We start from the raw sequence: 14,749 nt of genomic DNA, 5'->3' as shown, positions 1-14,749 counted from the left end.
AAACAGGCGCGTGGTTCCAACGCAAGCGAGCGGTCCGATCCGAGCCATGATCGTCGACGATGAGGCGCTGATCCGGTCGGGTCTGGCCATGATTCTCGGCAACGCGCCGGACATCGACGTCGTCGGCACCTGTTCCGGGGTCGAGGCCGTCGCCGAGGTGCGCCGCCTGTTGCCCGACGTGGTCCTGCTCGACATCCGGATGCCCGACGTCGACGGACTCACGCTGCTGCGCCGCATCCGCGAGCTGCCGGACGCCCCGTACGTGGCCATGCTCACCACCTTCGACACCGACGAGTACCTCGACCAGGCACTGCGGCTCGGCGCCAGCGGCTTCTTGCTCAAGGACACCGAGCCGGACGTGCTCGCCCGTTCGGTGCGGGCCGTCTCGACCGGCGCGGGCTGCCTCTCCACGCCCGTCCTGCGGCGCCTCGGCCAGAACCGCCGGGCCGGCGGCCACCCCGCCGCCGCGGCCGTCGACACCCTCACCGAGCGTGAGCGTCAGGTGCTGGCCTTCCTGGGCCGCGGCCTGTCCAACGTCGAGATCGGCGCCCGCATGCACCTCGGCGCCGCCACGGTGAAGGACTACGTCAGCGCCGTGCTGACCAAGCTGGGCGTCACCAACCGCATTCAGGCCGCGGTCCTGGCGGAGCGTGCCGGGCTGCTGGAGGAGAGCGAACTGTGAGGTCCTGGCCGGGGCGAGGGATCGGTCGGCGGATCGGCACGGCAGCGGGCAGACGGACGGGCCGTTTCTGCCGCTGGATGAGGATGCGCGTGGCGCGCCTGCCTCAGCGCGTCCGCAACGCCTTCGTCACTCTCGTGCTGACGGCCGCGGCGTTCCTGGACGCCGGGCTGAACTACCCGGGCACGAAGGACTGGACCTTCTGGGCGTCCATGGTCTCCTGCGCCGTCCTGCTCTTCCGTCGCCGTTTCCCCCGGCTGGTGCTGGTCGGCACGCTCCCCGGCCTGTACGCGGGAACGGCGCTGGTCGCCTCGATGGTCGCGCTGTACACCGTCGCACGGTCGCGTCGCGTCGCCTGGCAGGCCTGGTTCGCGGCGGCGGTGGTCGGTGTCGGCCTCTACCTGCCCTGGCCGATCAGCAAGGAGCTGACCGAGTCCGCGAGCGACCACATACAGCGGCTCATCTACGCAGTCATGCTCTCCATCGGTCCCGCCGCGCTCGCCCTGCTGCTGCAGACGCGCGAGGCGCTGCAGGCCCGCATCGTCGAGCTGGCCACGCTGCGCGACCACGAGCGGGAGCTGCACGCGCAGACGGTCATCGCCCGCGAACGCGCGCGGATCGCCCGCGAGATGCACGACGTGGTCTCCCACCAGGCCGGGCTGATAGCCGTTCAGGCCGGCGCGCTCCAGGTCACCGCGAAGGACGCGGGCGTCCGCGAGGTCGCCGGCACGCTGCGCGGCCTCGCCGTCGCCACGCTCGAGGAGCTGCGCAGCATGATCCTCGTCCTGCGGGCGGCCGGGGCCGGGCCGACGGAGCTGGCCCCGCAGCCCAGGCTCGCGGATCTGCCGCGCCTGGTCGCGGAGTCGGAGGCGGACGCGTCCCTGGAGATCGCCGGCTACGGGGACGACGGCCTCCCGCTGCTGCCGGAGCCGATCGAGCGCGCCGCGTACCGCACCGTGCAGGAGGCGCTCACCAACGCGCGCAAGCACGCGCCGGGCGCGGCGACCACCGTCCGGGTGGAGCTGCGCGACGACTCGCTGCGCGTCGCGGTCACCAACGCCGCGCCTCCGGCGGCGGCCCCGACCCCCCACGACGCCCAGCTCCAGCTGCCCGGCGGCGGCCACGGCATCGTCGGCCTCCGCGAGCGCGCCGCCCTTCTCGGCGGCACCCTCGCCGCCGGCCCCACCGCGGACGGCGGCTTCAAGATCCGCCTCAGCCTCCCCCTCACCGCGGCCGCGCGGTAGCGCACCCGGGCGCGCGGGGCTGTGCCGATCTGCGGCTCCGCCGCGTGGGCGCGAGCGGTCAGCGACGCTTCCGCCTTTCGTTGCACTCCTCTGGGCGCGCGGGGCTGCGCTGATCTGCGGCTCCGCCGCGTGGGCGCGAGCGGTCGGCGACGCTTCCGCCTTTCGTTGCACCCCTCTGTGGGTGCGGGGCTGCGCTGATCTGCGGCTCCGCCGCGTGGGCGCGAGCGGTCGGCGACGCTTCCGCCTTTCGTTGCACTCCTCTGGGGGCGCGGGGCTGTGCCGATCTGCGGCTTCGCCGCGTGGGCGCGAGCGGTCGGCGACGCTTCCGCCTTTCGTTGCACTCCCTAGGGGCGCGAGGCTCTGTGCGAGCAACCACCGGCATGCGGATGGCGCTGCTCGTTCGGCGCGCCACGTTGGTGGGTGGCTTGTCGCGCAGCTCCTCGCGCGCCCGGGGGAGCGCAACTGAGCGCGCCCGTGCGGCGGAGCCGCAGATCGGCACAGCCTCGCGCCCCTGGAGAGTGCAACTGGTCGCGGGCCTCTGAACAGGGGGACTTCGCCGTGCCCCTGATGTTCCGCAACCTTCCGTTTCCCCGAAGGGCATAGGCTCGTCCCTGACGAAAGGGCCCGTGAGGGCGGGCCGGTGTTGGAAGGACGCGTGATGACCCAAGGAACCCGTCTGGACCAGTTGCCCGAGTGGGCCGCACTCGCCGCGCACCGCGCGGACTTCGGGGAGACGCACCTGCGTTCGCTCTTCGCCGAGGACCCCAAGCGCGGCGAGGCGTACAACCTCCAGGTGGGAGACCTGTACGTCGACTTCTCCAAGCACCTGGTCACCGAGGAGACGCTGACCCTGCTGCGCCAGCTCGCCGAGGTCCGGGGGGTGGCGGCGCTGCGCGACGCCATGTTCCGCGGTGAGAAGATCAACGTCACCGAGAGCCGCGCCGTGCTGCACACCGCGCTGCGCGCGCCCCGAGGCGCTGTGATCGAGGTGGACGGCGTCAACGTCGTGTCCGAGGTGCACGCCGTGCTCGACAAGATGGCGGGCTTCTCCCGCCGGATCCGGTCCGGCGAGTGGACCGGTCACACCGGCAAGCGGATCCGCAACGTCGTCAACATCGGCATCGGCGGCTCGGACCTGGGCCCGGCGATGGCCTACGAGGTGCTGCGCAGCTTCAGCGACCGCGACCTGACGGTGCGTTTCGTCTCCAACGTCGACGGCGCGGACCTGCACGAGGCGGTGCGCGACCTGGACGCCGCCGAGACGCTGTTCATCGTCGCGTCGAAGACCTTCACCACCATCGAGACCGTCACCAACGCCACCAGCGCCCGCAGCTGGCTGCTGGAGCAGCTCGGCGCCGGTCAGGAGGCGGTGGCCAAGCACTTCGTCGCGCTGTCGACGAACGCCTCCGAGGTGGAGAAGTTCGGCATCGACACGGCCAACATGTTCGAGTTCTGGGACTGGGTCGGCGGTCGCTACTCCTACGACTCCGCGATCGGGCTCTCGCTGATGATCGCCATCGGCCCGGAGGCGTTCGAGGAGATGCTGGCCGGCTTCCGCCTGGTCGACGAGCACTTCCGCACCGCGCCGCCGGAGCAGAACGTGCCGCTGCTGCTCGGCCTGCTGGGCGTCTGGTACGGCGCGTTCTTCGACGCGCAGACGCACGCCGTGCTGCCGTACTCGCACTACCTGTCGAAGTTCACCGCCTACCTGCAGCAGCTGGACATGGAGTCGAACGGCAAGTCCGTGCAGCGGGACGGGCAGCCGGTCGAGTGGCAGACCGGTCCGGTCGTCTGGGGCACCCCGGGCACCAACGGCCAGCACGCCTACTACCAGCTGCTGCACCAGGGCACCAAGGTGATCCCGGCCGACCTGATCGGCTTCGCCCGCCCGGTCGCGGACCTCGCCCCGGGCCTGGTCGCGCAGCACGACCTGCTGATGGCGAACCTCTTCGCCCAGGGCCAGGCGCTGGCCTTCGGCAAGACGCCGGAGGAGGTGCGCGCCGAGGGCGTCGCCGAGGAGCTGGTGCCGCACAAGACCTTCAAGGGCAACCACCCGACCACGACGATCCTGGCCGGCGAGCTGACCCCGTCCGTGCTGGGCCAGCTCGTCGCGCTCTACGAGCACAAGGTGTTCGTCCAGGGCGCGATCTGGAACATCAACTCCTTCGACCAGTGGGGCGTCGAGCTGGGCAAGGTGCTGGCCAAGCGGATCGAGCCGTCGCTCGTCGAGGGCACGGGCCTCGACGCGCTCGACTCCTCGACCGCCGGTCTCGCCGTCCGCTACCGCGAGCTGCGCGGCCGGTAATCCGGGAGGCGGGACGCCGACTCACCAGGGCATCGCCACGCCGCCGTTGGGACGCAGGATCTGTCCGGTCACGAACCGGGCGGCATCGCTGACCAGGTAGTGGACGGCGTGCGCGATGTCCTCGGGCTCGCCGATCATCCCGAGCGGGGAGAGCCGCTTCAGCGGCTTCTCCGCCGCCGCGCGAGCGGCTTCGTCGATGCTGCCGTCGGGCAGCAGGTAGTGACGCGCGGTCATCGCGGTGCGCACCAGGCCGGGTGCCACCGCGTTGACCCGCACCCCGAAGCGGCCGACCTCGGCCGCGAGGTTCTTGGTCAGCTGGACCACCGCGGCCTTCGAGACGCTGTAGCTCATGATCTCCGGCGTCGCGCTGTCCACCGCGCCGGACGCGGTGTTGACGATCGCTCCGCTCCCCTGCGCGCACATGATCCGCGCCGCGGCCTGGCAGGCGTGGAAGGTGCCCTTGAAGTTCACCGCCCAGACCGCGTCCAGGTCCTCCTCCGGCACGTCCACGACCAGCCCGGTGCGGATGATCCCGGCGATGTTGCAGAGAATGTCCAGCCGCCCGAACCGCGCGGCCGTCCCCTCGACCAACCCGACGATCTGCTCGCGCCGGGCGACGTCGACGTGCGCGGGGACGCCGTCGATCTCGGCGGCGACGCGCTCGGCGGCGCTGCCGTCGACGTCGGCGCAGACCACGCGGGCGCCCGCGTCGGCCAGGACGCGCGCGGTCGCGCGCCCGATGCCGCTGCCCGCGCCGGTGACGACGGCGATCCGCTTGTCGAGTGCATAGGCTTCGAAGGCAACCATGTCGCGGTGGTAGCAGATGCACCTTGACGTTGGAAGAAGCGCTGCGCTTAACTACCGTTAAGTAACTTATGACAGTGGTCAGAGTCAGGAGCGCAGCATGACCGAGTTCGAGCAGGGGACAGCCGTGGTGCGCCGTGCGGGCGTTCCCGGCGTCTACGACGCCGAGCTGGACGCGAGCTGGCGCATCGGCGGCGGCATCAACGGCGGCCTGCTGCTCTCCCTCGTCGGCCGGGCTCTCGGCGACCACCTCGGCGAGGCCGGTGGCCACCCCCAGCCCGTCTCGGTCAGCGGCTACTACGTCTCGCCGTCCCGCCCCGGCCCCGCCGAGGTCCACGTCGAGCAGATCCGCAGCGGCCGCACCCTCTCCACCGGCGCGGCCACCCTGCGCCAGACCGCTGACGACGGCAGCAGCGTCGAGCGCCTGCGGGTGCTGGCCAGCTACGGCGACCTCGCCCGCGCGGACGAGGACGTGCGCACCAGCGCCAAGCCGCCGCAGCTCCCGCCGATCGAGCAGTGCGTCGGCACGGACGCGGCCCCGCCGCAGTTCCTGGCCTCCGCGGAGCTGCTGCAGCGCCTGGACCTGCGCCTCGACCCGGCCTACGTGGGCTGGGCGCTGGGCAAGCCCTCCGGCGAGGGGCGCATCCAGGGCTGGCTCCGGATGGCCGACGGCCACGAGCCCGACCCGCTGCTGCTGCTCTTCGCCGTCGACGCCCTGCCCCCGGTCACCTTCGACCTCGGCCTCTTCGGCTGGACGCCGACGGTGGAGCTCACCGTCCACGTCCGTGCCGTCCCGGCCCCGGGCTGGCTGCGCGTCGTGCACTCCACCCGCAACCTCGCCGGCGGCTTCCTGGAGGAGGACTGCGAGATCTGGGACTCGAACGACCGCCTGGTCGCCCAGTCCCGCCAGCTCGCGGTCGTCCCGCGCTGATCAGCGCAGCTGATCCCGGCGGCGGGTCAGCGCGGCGGTCTCCGCGGCGTTGCCCGCCAGCTCGATCGCCCGGTCGTAGGCCGCGCGCGACTCCGCCGTGCGGTCCAGCCGACGCAGGAGCTCGGCGCGGGCCGCGTGGAGCGCGTGGTAGCCGTCGAGCGGTTCGGCGAGCCGGTCGACGGACGCCAACGCCACCGCCGGGCCGTCGAGTTCGGCGAGCGCGATGGCCCGGTTGAGAGCCACGACCGGCGAGCGGTCGAGGCGCACCAGCTGGTCGTAGAGGGCGACGACCTGCGACCAGTCGGTGTCCCGGAAGTCGCGGGCGGAGGTGTGCACCGCGTTGACCGCCGCCAGGAGCTGGTACCGCCCCGGCGCCTCGCCGGAGTCCAACCGCTCCCGCACGAGCCGGTGACCCTCGGCGATCAGCTGCGCGTCCCAGGTGGTGCGGTCCTGCTCGTCGAGGGCGACCAGCCCGCCGTCAGGCGAGACCCTCGCCGTGCGGCGGGCCTCGGTGAGCAGCATCAGCGCGAGCAGCCCCGCCACCTCGCCGTCCTGAGGCAGAAGCGCACGGAGCAGGCGGGCGAGCCGGATCGCCTCTGCGGTCAGGTCCTGGCGGACCGGGTCGGCGTCCGGGCCGGTCGCCAGATAGCCCTCGTTGAAGACCAGGTAGAGGACGGCGAGCACCCCGGACACGCGTCCCGGAAGGTCCGCTGCGTCCGGGACCCGGTAGGGGATCCGCGCCGCCTTGATCTTCGTCTTGGCGCGGGTGATCCGCCGCGCCATCGTGCTCTCCTGCACCAGGAACGCACGCGCGATCTCGGCCACGGTCAGCCCGCCGACCATGCGCAGCGTCAGTGCGACCCGTGCGTCCGCGGCGAGCGCCGGGTGACCGCACACGAAGACCAGCCGCAGGCGCTCGTCCTCGACGGCGCCGACCGGCTCGGGCGGTGCGTCCTGCCGCATGGCGGCCTCCTGCTGCTTGGCCTCGCGTCTGCTCTCACGCCGGAGTCGGTCGATCGCCTTGCGCTGCGCGGTCGTCGTCAGCCATGCCCCCGGATTCGGCGGCACGCCGTCCGCCGGCCACCGCTCCACCGCTGTCGCGAACGCCTCGGCGGCGGCCTCCTCGGCGATGTCGAGATCCCCGAATCGGCGCGTGAGCGCGGCGACGACCCGGGCCCACTCCTCACGGTGGGCCCGGGCGACCGCCTCCCGCGCGGTCACAGGAACGGCCGGACCTCGACCTTGCGGTGGCACGCCTTCGACCCCTCGATGGCCAGCTTCAGCGCCACGTCGAGGTCGGGCGCCTCGACGATCCAGAAGCCCACCACGTACTCCTTCGACTCCACGAACGGCCCGTCGGTGACCAGCGGCTCCTCACCGCGGTTGTCGACCACCGTCGCGTTGTCGGTCACCCCGAGACCCCCGGCGAAGACCCAGTAGCCGTCGGCCTTCATCTGCTGGTTGAAGACCGCGATCGCCGCCTGCTCCTCCTCGGTGGCGAACTCGGCGCTGTCATGGATCACGTTGAGCAGGTACTGCATCTCGGCTCATCTCCCGCGTGCCCGGCCACCCCTCGCGGGCGACCTCTCACCCTTACTACGAACGCCCCCGCTCCGATCGGACACCCGGTTCAGAATTCTTGCTCCGCCAGTGACCCGAAGGCCGTCACCATGCCGGGACTCGTCGGCAAGGCTGAAACCTTGGGCCGCAAAGCCCCAGCCCCGGCCGGCGCGCGCAGGTGGCTTACAACTTCTGGTACATGATGTGCAGCCCGACGTACCCCTGCGTCGGATGGTGGAAGCCCTCCGGGATCGTCGTCATGATCTCGAAGCCGAGGGACTCGTAGAGCCTCACCGCGTGGGTGTTGCTCGCCGCGACGGCGTTGAACTGGACGCCCCGGTAGCCCTGCTCGCGGGACCAGTCGAGGAGGTAGCGGCAGAGGGCGCCGCCGACACCGCGGCCCTGGTGCTCGGGGTCGACCATGAAGCTGCCGCTTGAGATGTGGGCGCCCGGGCCCATCTTGTTGGCGTACATGTTCGCCGTGCCCAGCACCAGTCCGGACTGGTTCACCGCGACCACGACGTGGCCCGGCGGCCGGACCATCCACATCGCGCGCGCCGTCGGCTCGTCCAGGTCGGTCGGGTAGGCGAAGGTCTCGCCGGCTGCCGTGATCTCGTGGAAGAACGGCCAGATCGACGCCCAGTCGGCGTCCGTGGCTTCGCGGATCTGCATGGCGCGATCCTGCCACCACGACCCGCCCGACCGCGCGGTGGTTTTCCTCCCCGCTGTCGGCGGGACAGAATGGCGCCGCACGTATCCAGCGAGAGAGCGGTAACCAAGAGTGACCCTGTCGATTGAGCAGACCATCGCCGAGGAGCTCGGCGTCCGTCCCGCACAGGTGCAGTCCGCCGTGGAACTGCTCGACGGAGGGGCGACCGTCCCCTTCATCGCCCGGTACCGCAAGGAGGCGACGGGGTCGCTGGACGACGCCCAGCTGCGCACGCTGGAGGAGCGCCTGCGCTACCTGCGGGAGATGGAGGAGCGCCGCGCCGCGATCCTGGAGTCCATCCGCAGCCAGGGCAAGCTGGACGAGGCCCTGGAGGCGCAGATCCGCGCCGCCGACTCCAAGGCCCGGCTGGAGGACATCTACCTCCCGTACAAGCCGAAGCGCCGCACCAAGGCGCAGATCGCCCGCGAGAACGGCCTGGAGCCGCTCGCCGACGTGCTGCTCGCCGACCCGACGCGCGACCCGCAGGCGGAGGCCGCCGCGTACCTGGGCGAGAACGTCGCCGACGCCGCCGCCGCGCTGGACGGCGCCCGCTCGATCCTGGTCGAGCGCTTCGCGGAGGACGCCGACCTGATCGGCGACCTGCGCGAGCGCATGTGGGGCCGCGGCCGCCTGGTGGCCAGGGTGCGCGAGGGCAAGGAGCAGGACGGCGCCAAGTTCGCCGACTACTTCGACTTCGCCGAGCCCTACGTCAAGCTCCCCTCGCACCGCGTCCTCGCGATGCTGCGCGGCGAGAAGGAGGACGTGCTCGAGCTGACCATGGAGCCCTACGCCGACGAGGCCGACGCCGAGGCCCCCGGCGGCTACGAGGCCCGGATCGCCAACCGCTTCGAGGTGGCCGACCGCGGGCGTCCGGCCGACAAGTGGCTGCTGGACACCGTCCGCTGGGCCTGGCGCACGCGCATCCTGGTGCACCTCGGCATCGACCTGCGGCTGCGCCTGCGCACCGAGGCCGAGGACGAGGCCGTCCGCGTCTTCGCCGCCAACCTGCGCGACCTGCTGCTCGCCGCGCCCGCCGGCGCCCGCGCCACGCTCGGTCTGGACCCGGGCTACCGCACCGGCGTCAAGGTGGCCGTCGTCGACGCGACCGGCAAGGTCGTCGCCTACGACACCATCCACCCGCACGTCCCGGCCAACAAGTGGGACGAGTCGATCGCGACGCTGGCCAAGCTCTGCGCCCGGCACAACGTCGAGCTGATCGCCATCGGCAACGGCACCGCCTCCCGCGAGACGGACAAGCTCGCGCTGGACCTGATCAAGCGTCACCCGGAGCTGAAGCTGACCAAGGCCGTGGTCTCGGAGGCGGGCGCCTCCGTCTACTCGGCCTCCGCCTTCGCCTCGCAGGAGCTGCCGGACCTCAACGTGGTCATCCGCGGCGCGGTCTCCATCGCCCGCCGGCTCCAGGACCCGCTGGCCGAGCTGGTGAAGATCGACCCGAAGTCGATCGGCGTCGGCCAGTACCAGCACGACGTCTCCGAGACCAAGCTGTCGCGCTCGCTCGACGCGGTGGTCGAGGACTGCGTCAACGGCGTCGGCGTGGACGTGAACACCGCCTCCGCGCCGCTGCTGACCCGCGTCTCCGGCATCGGCGCCGGACTGGCCGACAACATCGTCGCCCACCGCGACGCCAACGGCCCGTTCCGCAGCCGCAAGGAGCTGAAGAACGTCGCGCGGCTCGGCCCCAAGGCGTTCGAGCAGTGCGCGGGCTTCCTGCGCATCCCCGGCGGTGACGACCCGCTGGACGCCTCCAGCGTCCACCCCGAGGCCTACCCGGTCGTCCGTCGCATCCTCACCGCCACCGGCGGCGAGCTGAAGACCCTGATCGGCGACAGCGCGAAGCTGCGCACGCTCAAGCCCGCCGACTTCGCCGACGACACCTTCGGCGTGCCGACGGTGAAGGACATCCTGGCCGAGCTGGAGAAGCCCGGCCGGGACCCGCGTCCGGCGTTCCGTACGGCGGAGTTCCGGGAGGGCGTCGAGAAGCTGGCCGACCTCGAGCCCGGCATGGTCCTGGAGGGCACGGTCACCAACGTGGCCGCGTTCGGCGCGTTCGTCGACATCGGCGTGCACCAGGACGGTCTGGTCCATGTCTCGGCGCTGTCGAAGACCTTCGTCAAGGACCCGCGCGAGGTCGTGAAGTCCGGCGACATCGTCCGGGTGAAGGTGCTGGACGTGGACATCCCGCGCAAGCGCATCTCGCTGACGCTGCGTCTGGACGACGACGCCCAGGCGGGCTCCGTCGGCGGTGGTGGCGAGCGCGGCGAGCGTGGTCCCCGTCGTGAGCGCGGTGACCGTGGGGAGCGCGGCGGCCAGGGCGGCCAGCGTGGCGGCCAGCAGCGGGGCCAGGGCGGCCAGGGCGGGGGCGGTCAGCGCGGTGGCCAGGGCGGTGGTCAGGGCCAGCGCGGCGGCGACCGGCGGCCTCCTGCGCCGCGTGACGGCGGCGCGGTCAACAGCGCCATGGCCGACGCCTTGCGTCGCGCGGGCCTGGCGAAGTAGCGGGATCGGGTGGAACCGTCAACCTTGCCAGTGATCGATGGCTCAGTGATCCCTGGTGCCGATTCGGCGGATTGACGGTCCTCCAGCTCGTAGGATGATGCGTGAGGCCCCTCCCGTCCCCCCCGTGCGGCAGGGGCCTCCTTTCTGCGGAGCTTCAGTGCTCCCGCAGCCAGACCGCCGCGTCCGGCGGCAGCGCGTGGTCCACCAGCTCCGCGCTTGCGAGCAGCACCGTCGTCTCCGTCGGCAGCGACGTCGGCTCCTGGCCGAGGTTGACGACGCAGCGGAACGCACCGGGGCGGGTGAAGTCCAGGACGTCCGGCGTGGAGGCGTGCCAGTGCATCGGGCCGTCACCCAGTCCCCGTAGGGTCCGCCGCAGGCGCAGCGCCTCCCGGTAGAGCTCCAGGTGCGACGCCGGGTCGCCGGCCTGTGCGGCGACCGTCAACTCCCGCCAGCCGTCCGGCTGGACGTCCAGCCACGGCGCGGCCGAGGCGCGTTCGGGGCTGAAGCCGAACGGCCGCTCCTCGCCCTCCCACGGCAGCGGCACCCGGCAGCCGTCGCGGCCCCGGTCCAGGCCGCCGCTGCGCAGCCACGTCGGGTCCTGCCGCAGGTGGTCCGGGATGTCCTCGACCTCCCAGAGGCCGAGCTCGTCGCCCTGGTACACGTACGCGCTGCCTGGCAGCGCCAGCATCAGCAGCGCGGCGGCGCGCGCCCGGCGGGTGCCGAGGGCGAGGTCGACGGGCTGGCCGTGCCGCGCCGCGCGATCGAAGCCGTAGGAGGTGTCGGCGCGGCCGTAGCGGGTCACGTGCCGGGTCGTGTCGTGGTTGGACAGCACCCACGTCGCGGGCGCGCCGACCAGCGCATGCGCGTGCAGCGTGGCGTTGATGACCTCGCGGAACGAGCGGGCGTCCCAGGGCGAGCGCAGCAGCGGGAAGTTGAACGCGGTGTGCAGCTCGTCCGGGCGCAGGTAGCGGGCGAAGCGCCCGGGGTCCTGCTCCCACAGCTCCGCGACGAAGGCGCGGTCGTCGGGGTAGGTGTCCAGCACCTTGCGCCAGGAGCGGTAGATCTCGTGGACGCCCTCCTGGTCGCGCCAGGGATGCGGCCGGTGGTGGTGGCCGGCCGCGTCGGGCAGGCCGTCCTCCTTGACCAGATGGTCGGTGACGTCGATCCGGAAGCCGTCCACGCCGAGGTCGAGCCAGAACCGCAGGACGGACAGGAACTCGGCGCGGACCTCGGGGTTCTCCCAGTTCCAGTCCGGCTGCTCGGGCGCGAACATGTGCAGGTACCACGAGCCGTCGGCGGTCCGGCTCCAGGCCGGACCGCCGAAGTGCGAGGGCCAGTCGTTGGGCGGCAGCTCCCCGTCCTCGCCGCGTCCGGTCCGGAAGTGGAACAGCTCGCGCTCCGGTGAGCCCGGCCCGGCCGTCAACGCGGCCTGGAACCAGGGGTGCTGCTCGGAGCAGTGGTTCGGCACCAGGTCGACGACGATCCGCAGGCCCAGCGAGTGGGCCTCGCGGATCAGCGCCTCGGCCTCGTCCAGGGTCCCGAAGGCGGGGTCGATGTCGCGGTAGTCGGCGACGTCGTAGCCGCCGTCGGCGAGCGGCGAGACGTACCAGGGGGAGAGCCACAGCGCGTCCACGCCGAGCCCGGCCAGATGTCCGAGTCGCCCCCTCAACCCGGCGATGTCGCCGGTCCCGTCCCCGTTCCCGTCGGCGAAACTGCGCGGATAGACCTGGTAGATGACGGCGCTTCGCCACCACGGGGTGGCCTTGCCCTGGGCGTCCTCGTAAGTCGGCACGTCCTCCACCATGCCCCACCCGTCGCGGCCGGGCCACCCCTCGCCCAGGGGACGTCCGCTCGGCCGTCGTCCCCTCTCGGCTGCCTCTCAGGCGCCTCTCAGGCGGCGCCGCTGATCCGCTCGACCAGCTGCTCGCCGGTGAGGGCGTCGCCGCCGACGCCCCAGCCGCCGTCGGGCGCGTTGAGGATGTTGACCCAGGTGTTCTCCCGTTCGTGGCCCGGGCCGGTCAGCTCCTCGACGACGGCGGTCGCGGCGTGGACGAACGCCGCGCGGGCCTCGGGGGTGGGCAGGCCGATGTTGGGCAGCTTCAGCTCGACCATGACGACCGGCCGGTTCACGCCGCCGGCGTAGACGTCCTCGGGCGGCAGGACGTGGACGGTTCCCCCGACGAAGGACAGGAAGGTCTTGTTCCCGGTGAGCCCGGAGGCCTCGACCAGGGCGTCGGTCAGGCGGGGCAGAATCTCTCGCTCCCCGGCGGGCGTGAGCACGCCGCGCGGGGCGGTGACGGTGATGGGCATGAGGAGTCCCTTCGATGCGTCCGCTGGCTAGCTAGTACGTACGTCCTAGCCACGGCTCCAGCCTGCGCTAGGATGGCCGTACTAGTCAAGTCCTTCGTGAGGAGGGTGGGGCGTCCATGGCCGGGGACACCAGGGACCGGATGATCGACGCGACCGTCGAGGCGCTGCGGCGGCGCGGCGTGGCCGGCATGTCCTTCACCGAGGTGCTGCGCGACAGCGGCGCGGCGCGCGGTGCGATCTACCACCACTTCCCGGGCGGCAAGGGCCAGTTGGTCGCCGAGGCGGCGAGCAGGAACGGGCGGGACGTGCGGGCGAACCTCGCCGCGCTCCCGGCGGACGACCCGCTGGCCCTCGTCGAGTCCTTCCTCGCCCTGATCCGGCCCGTCGTCGAGTGCTCCGCCACCGGCTCGGGCTGCGCGGTCGCCGCCGTCACCATCGCCTCCGGCGAACCTGCGGAGAACGCCTCCCTGCGCGAGGTCGCGGCCACGGCCTTCGCCTCCTGGACCGACGCCCTCGCCGCCCGCCTCAGGGTCTCCGGCCTCGCCCCGGACGCGGCGACGGACCTCGCCACCACCCTGCTCGCCCTGCTCGAAGGCGCCCAGGTCCTCTGCCGCGCCGAGGGCTCCGTCGCCCCGTTCGACCGGATGACCCGCACCGCCCTGGACCTGACCCGCACCCGCTACGCGGCACGCTAGGCCCGAACGGCGCTCAGCCCTCGGGCAGTTCGGGCAGTTCGGGGCGCTCAGGACGCTCAGGGCGCGGCTCGGCGCTCGCGCCGGCGTTCAGCGGCGGGGCGTAGAGGGTGGCCAGCGGCTCCGGCCCCGCATAGCGGCGGCAGGTGCACTGGGCGGGCGACGCGTCCTTCGGCTTGCCCTCGCCGCTGCCGCCCTTGCGCTTGACCTCCGCGTAGCAACGGCCGTCGTGGAGGTCGTGGTAGGCGAGGTGGTGCCCGCAGCCGCAGAGGGGCTCCGGGCCGCGCAGCGCGCGGTCCTGCGCCTCGCGTCGGTCCTTCCGAATCCGGCGCACCCGGTCCAGCGCGCCGTTGACGGCGTAGCCACCCGCCATGACCACCACCGCGATGCTGATCGCGTCCATCACTCCGCCCCCGTCTGCGTTCTCCCCTCGGGAACGATAACGGCTGTCACCGCTCCTGGCGGAGGCTGGAGCCGGAACGGGTCTTGCGGACGGTGAGTTGCTGGGGGATGCGGTCGCGCAGCTCCGCGACGTGGCTGACGATGCCGACCGCCCGGTCGCGCTCGCGCAGGGAGTCCAGGACGGACATGACCTCCTCCAGGGTGTCCGGGTCGAGAGCGCCGAAGCCCTCGTCGATGAAGAGGGTGTCCAGCGGCATGCCGCCCGCCTCGTCCGTGACGACGTCCGCGAGGCCGAGGGCCAGCGCGAGGGAGGCGAAGAAGGACTCGCCGCCCGAGAGGGTCGCGGTGTCGCGGTACAGGCCCGTCCAGGAGTCGAGGACCTGGAGACCCAGGCCGGAGCGGGCGTTGCCGCGGACGCGGGCGTCGGTGTGCTCCAGGGTGTACCGGCCGCCGGACATGATCCGCAGGCGCGCGCCCGCCGCCGCCGCGACCTGCTCCAAGCGGGCGGCCAGCACGTAGTTCTCCAGCGACATGCGCAGCTCGTTGCTCTTGCTGGTGCCCGCCACCAGGTGCGACAGCTCCGTCGCCGTGGCCAGGTC

The 14,749-nt window shown here is 72.5% G+C and carries 14 protein-coding genes; 6 read left to right on the top strand and 8 right to left on the bottom strand.

Features of this window, described 5'->3' with window-relative positions; translation table 11 throughout:
• Nucleotides 1–46 precede the first annotated feature (46 nt).
• The 3 genes from TR48_RS19030 (at nt 47) to pgi (ending at nt 4,228) form a co-directional block, all read left to right on the top strand.
• Nucleotides 47–682, top strand: a complete 636-nt coding sequence (locus TR48_RS19030; RefSeq protein ID WP_042368858.1) for a response regulator — start codon at nt 47–49, stop codon at nt 680–682.
• A gap of 89 nt (nt 683–771) precedes the next feature.
• Entirely contained in the window at nt 772–1,923 is a 1,152-nt protein-coding gene (locus TR48_RS19025) for a sensor histidine kinase (RefSeq protein WP_161789861.1), read from the top strand.
• Nucleotides 1,924–2,581: 658 nt separating this feature from the next.
• Complete coding sequence (gene pgi / locus TR48_RS19020; protein ID WP_042368855.1) at nt 2,582–4,228, top strand: glucose-6-phosphate isomerase; 1,647 nt, start codon at nt 2,582–2,584, stop codon at nt 4,226–4,228.
• Nucleotides 4,229–4,249: 21 nt separating this feature from the next.
• On the opposite strand, the gene TR48_RS19015 is transcribed toward pgi, so the two are convergent.
• Entirely contained in the window at nt 4,250–5,035 is a 786-nt protein-coding gene (locus TR48_RS19015; RefSeq protein WP_042368854.1) for an SDR family NAD(P)-dependent oxidoreductase, read from the bottom strand.
• A 97-nt stretch (nt 5,036–5,132) separates the two neighbouring features.
• Here TR48_RS19015 and TR48_RS19010 point away from each other — a divergent pair, with 97 nt between their 5' ends.
• Complete coding sequence (locus tag TR48_RS19010) at nt 5,133–5,963, top strand: thioesterase family protein (RefSeq protein WP_042368852.1); 831 nt, start codon at nt 5,133–5,135, stop codon at nt 5,961–5,963.
• Here TR48_RS19010 and TR48_RS19005 read toward each other — a convergent pair whose 3' ends face one another.
• From TR48_RS19005 to TR48_RS18995, 3 genes are all read right to left on the bottom strand, one after another.
• The gene (locus TR48_RS19005) at nt 5,964–7,184 is read right to left on the bottom strand and encodes an RNA polymerase sigma factor (protein WP_042368849.1); all 1,221 of its coding nucleotides are present in this window, start codon (nt 7,182–7,184) and stop codon (nt 5,964–5,966) included.
• Nucleotides 7,181–7,504 carry a YciI family protein gene (locus TR48_RS19000; protein ID WP_042368847.1) on the bottom strand — a complete coding sequence of 108 codons (324 nt, stop codon included), beginning with the start codon at nt 7,502–7,504 and terminating at the stop codon, nt 7,181–7,183. The genes TR48_RS19005 and TR48_RS19000 overlap by 4 nt, the downstream gene beginning before the upstream one ends.
• A 202-nt stretch (nt 7,505–7,706) precedes the next feature.
• On the bottom strand, nt 7,707–8,195 hold the full coding sequence (locus TR48_RS18995) for a GNAT family N-acetyltransferase (protein WP_042368845.1): 489 nt from the start codon (nt 8,193–8,195) through the stop codon (nt 7,707–7,709).
• A 109-nt stretch (nt 8,196–8,304) separates the two neighbouring features.
• Between TR48_RS18995 and TR48_RS18990 the strand changes: the two genes are divergently transcribed.
• The gene (locus tag TR48_RS18990; protein ID WP_042368843.1) at nt 8,305–10,746 is read left to right on the top strand and encodes a Tex family protein; all 2,442 of its coding nucleotides are present in this window, start codon (nt 8,305–8,307) and stop codon (nt 10,744–10,746) included.
• Nucleotides 10,747–10,900: 154 nt separating this feature from the next.
• Here the strand turns inward: TR48_RS18990 and TR48_RS18985 are convergent, their stop codons facing one another.
• Together TR48_RS18985 and TR48_RS18980 are read right to left on the bottom strand one after the other, a co-directional pair.
• Nucleotides 10,901–12,550, bottom strand: coding sequence for a glycoside hydrolase family 13 protein (locus TR48_RS18985; RefSeq protein WP_042368840.1), 1,650 nt, complete (start codon nt 12,548–12,550; stop codon nt 10,901–10,903).
• A gap of 86 nt (nt 12,551–12,636) precedes the next feature.
• Nucleotides 12,637–13,056, bottom strand: a complete 420-nt coding sequence (locus TR48_RS18980) for a tautomerase family protein (protein ID WP_042368838.1) — start codon at nt 13,054–13,056, stop codon at nt 12,637–12,639.
• A 116-nt stretch (nt 13,057–13,172) separates the two neighbouring features.
• On the opposite strand from TR48_RS18980, the gene TR48_RS18975 reads away from it, so the two are divergent.
• On the top strand, nt 13,173–13,751 hold the full coding sequence (locus TR48_RS18975) for a TetR/AcrR family transcriptional regulator (protein WP_042368830.1): 579 nt from the start codon (nt 13,173–13,175) through the stop codon (nt 13,749–13,751).
• A gap of 13 nt (nt 13,752–13,764) precedes the next feature.
• Here TR48_RS18975 and TR48_RS18970 read toward each other — a convergent pair whose 3' ends face one another.
• On the bottom strand, nt 13,765–14,151 hold the full coding sequence (locus tag TR48_RS18970) for a hypothetical protein (RefSeq protein WP_052442780.1): 387 nt from the start codon (nt 14,149–14,151) through the stop codon (nt 13,765–13,767).
• A gap of 46 nt (nt 14,152–14,197) precedes the next feature.
• The coding region (locus TR48_RS18965; protein ID WP_042368828.1) for an SbcC/MukB-like Walker B domain-containing protein at nt 14,198–14,749 on the bottom strand (552 nt) is incomplete at its 5' end.

It is taken from the genome of Streptacidiphilus neutrinimicus (genome assembly GCF_000787815.1).
GTDB classification, from domain to species: Bacteria; Actinomycetota; Actinomycetes; order Streptomycetales; family Streptomycetaceae; genus Streptacidiphilus; species Streptacidiphilus neutrinimicus.
The sequence above is the reverse complement of the archived record's forward strand: the minus strand, read 5'-3'. Positions and strand labels throughout refer to the sequence as shown.

What these genes read in the sequence shown, in the direction of transcription:
- TR48_RS18970 (WP_052442780.1), bottom strand. Translation starts at nt 14,151, where the DNA reads ATGGACGCGATCAGCATCGCGGTGGTGGTCATGGCGGGTGGCTACGCC.
- TR48_RS18985 (WP_042368840.1), bottom strand. Translation starts at nt 12,550, where the DNA reads ATGGTGGAGGACGTGCCGACTTACGAGGACGCCCAGGGCAAGGCCACC.
- TR48_RS19010 (WP_042368852.1), top strand. Translation starts at nt 5,133, where the DNA reads ATGACCGAGTTCGAGCAGGGGACAGCCGTGGTGCGCCGTGCGGGCGTT.
- TR48_RS18975 (WP_042368830.1), top strand. Translation starts at nt 13,173, where the DNA reads ATGGCCGGGGACACCAGGGACCGGATGATCGACGCGACCGTCGAGGCG.
- TR48_RS18995 (WP_042368845.1), bottom strand. Translation starts at nt 8,195, where the DNA reads ATGCAGATCCGCGAAGCCACGGACGCCGACTGGGCGTCGATCTGGCCG.
- TR48_RS19030 (WP_042368858.1), top strand. Translation starts at nt 47, where the DNA reads ATGATCGTCGACGATGAGGCGCTGATCCGGTCGGGTCTGGCCATGATT.
- TR48_RS18980 (WP_042368838.1), bottom strand. Translation starts at nt 13,056, where the DNA reads ATGCCCATCACCGTCACCGCCCCGCGCGGCGTGCTCACGCCCGCCGGG.
- pgi (WP_042368855.1), top strand. Translation starts at nt 2,582, where the DNA reads ATGACCCAAGGAACCCGTCTGGACCAGTTGCCCGAGTGGGCCGCACTC.
- TR48_RS19015 (WP_042368854.1), bottom strand. Translation starts at nt 5,035, where the DNA reads ATGGTTGCCTTCGAAGCCTATGCACTCGACAAGCGGATCGCCGTCGTC.
- TR48_RS19000 (WP_042368847.1), bottom strand. Translation starts at nt 7,504, where the DNA reads ATGCAGTACCTGCTCAACGTGATCCATGACAGCGCCGAGTTCGCCACC.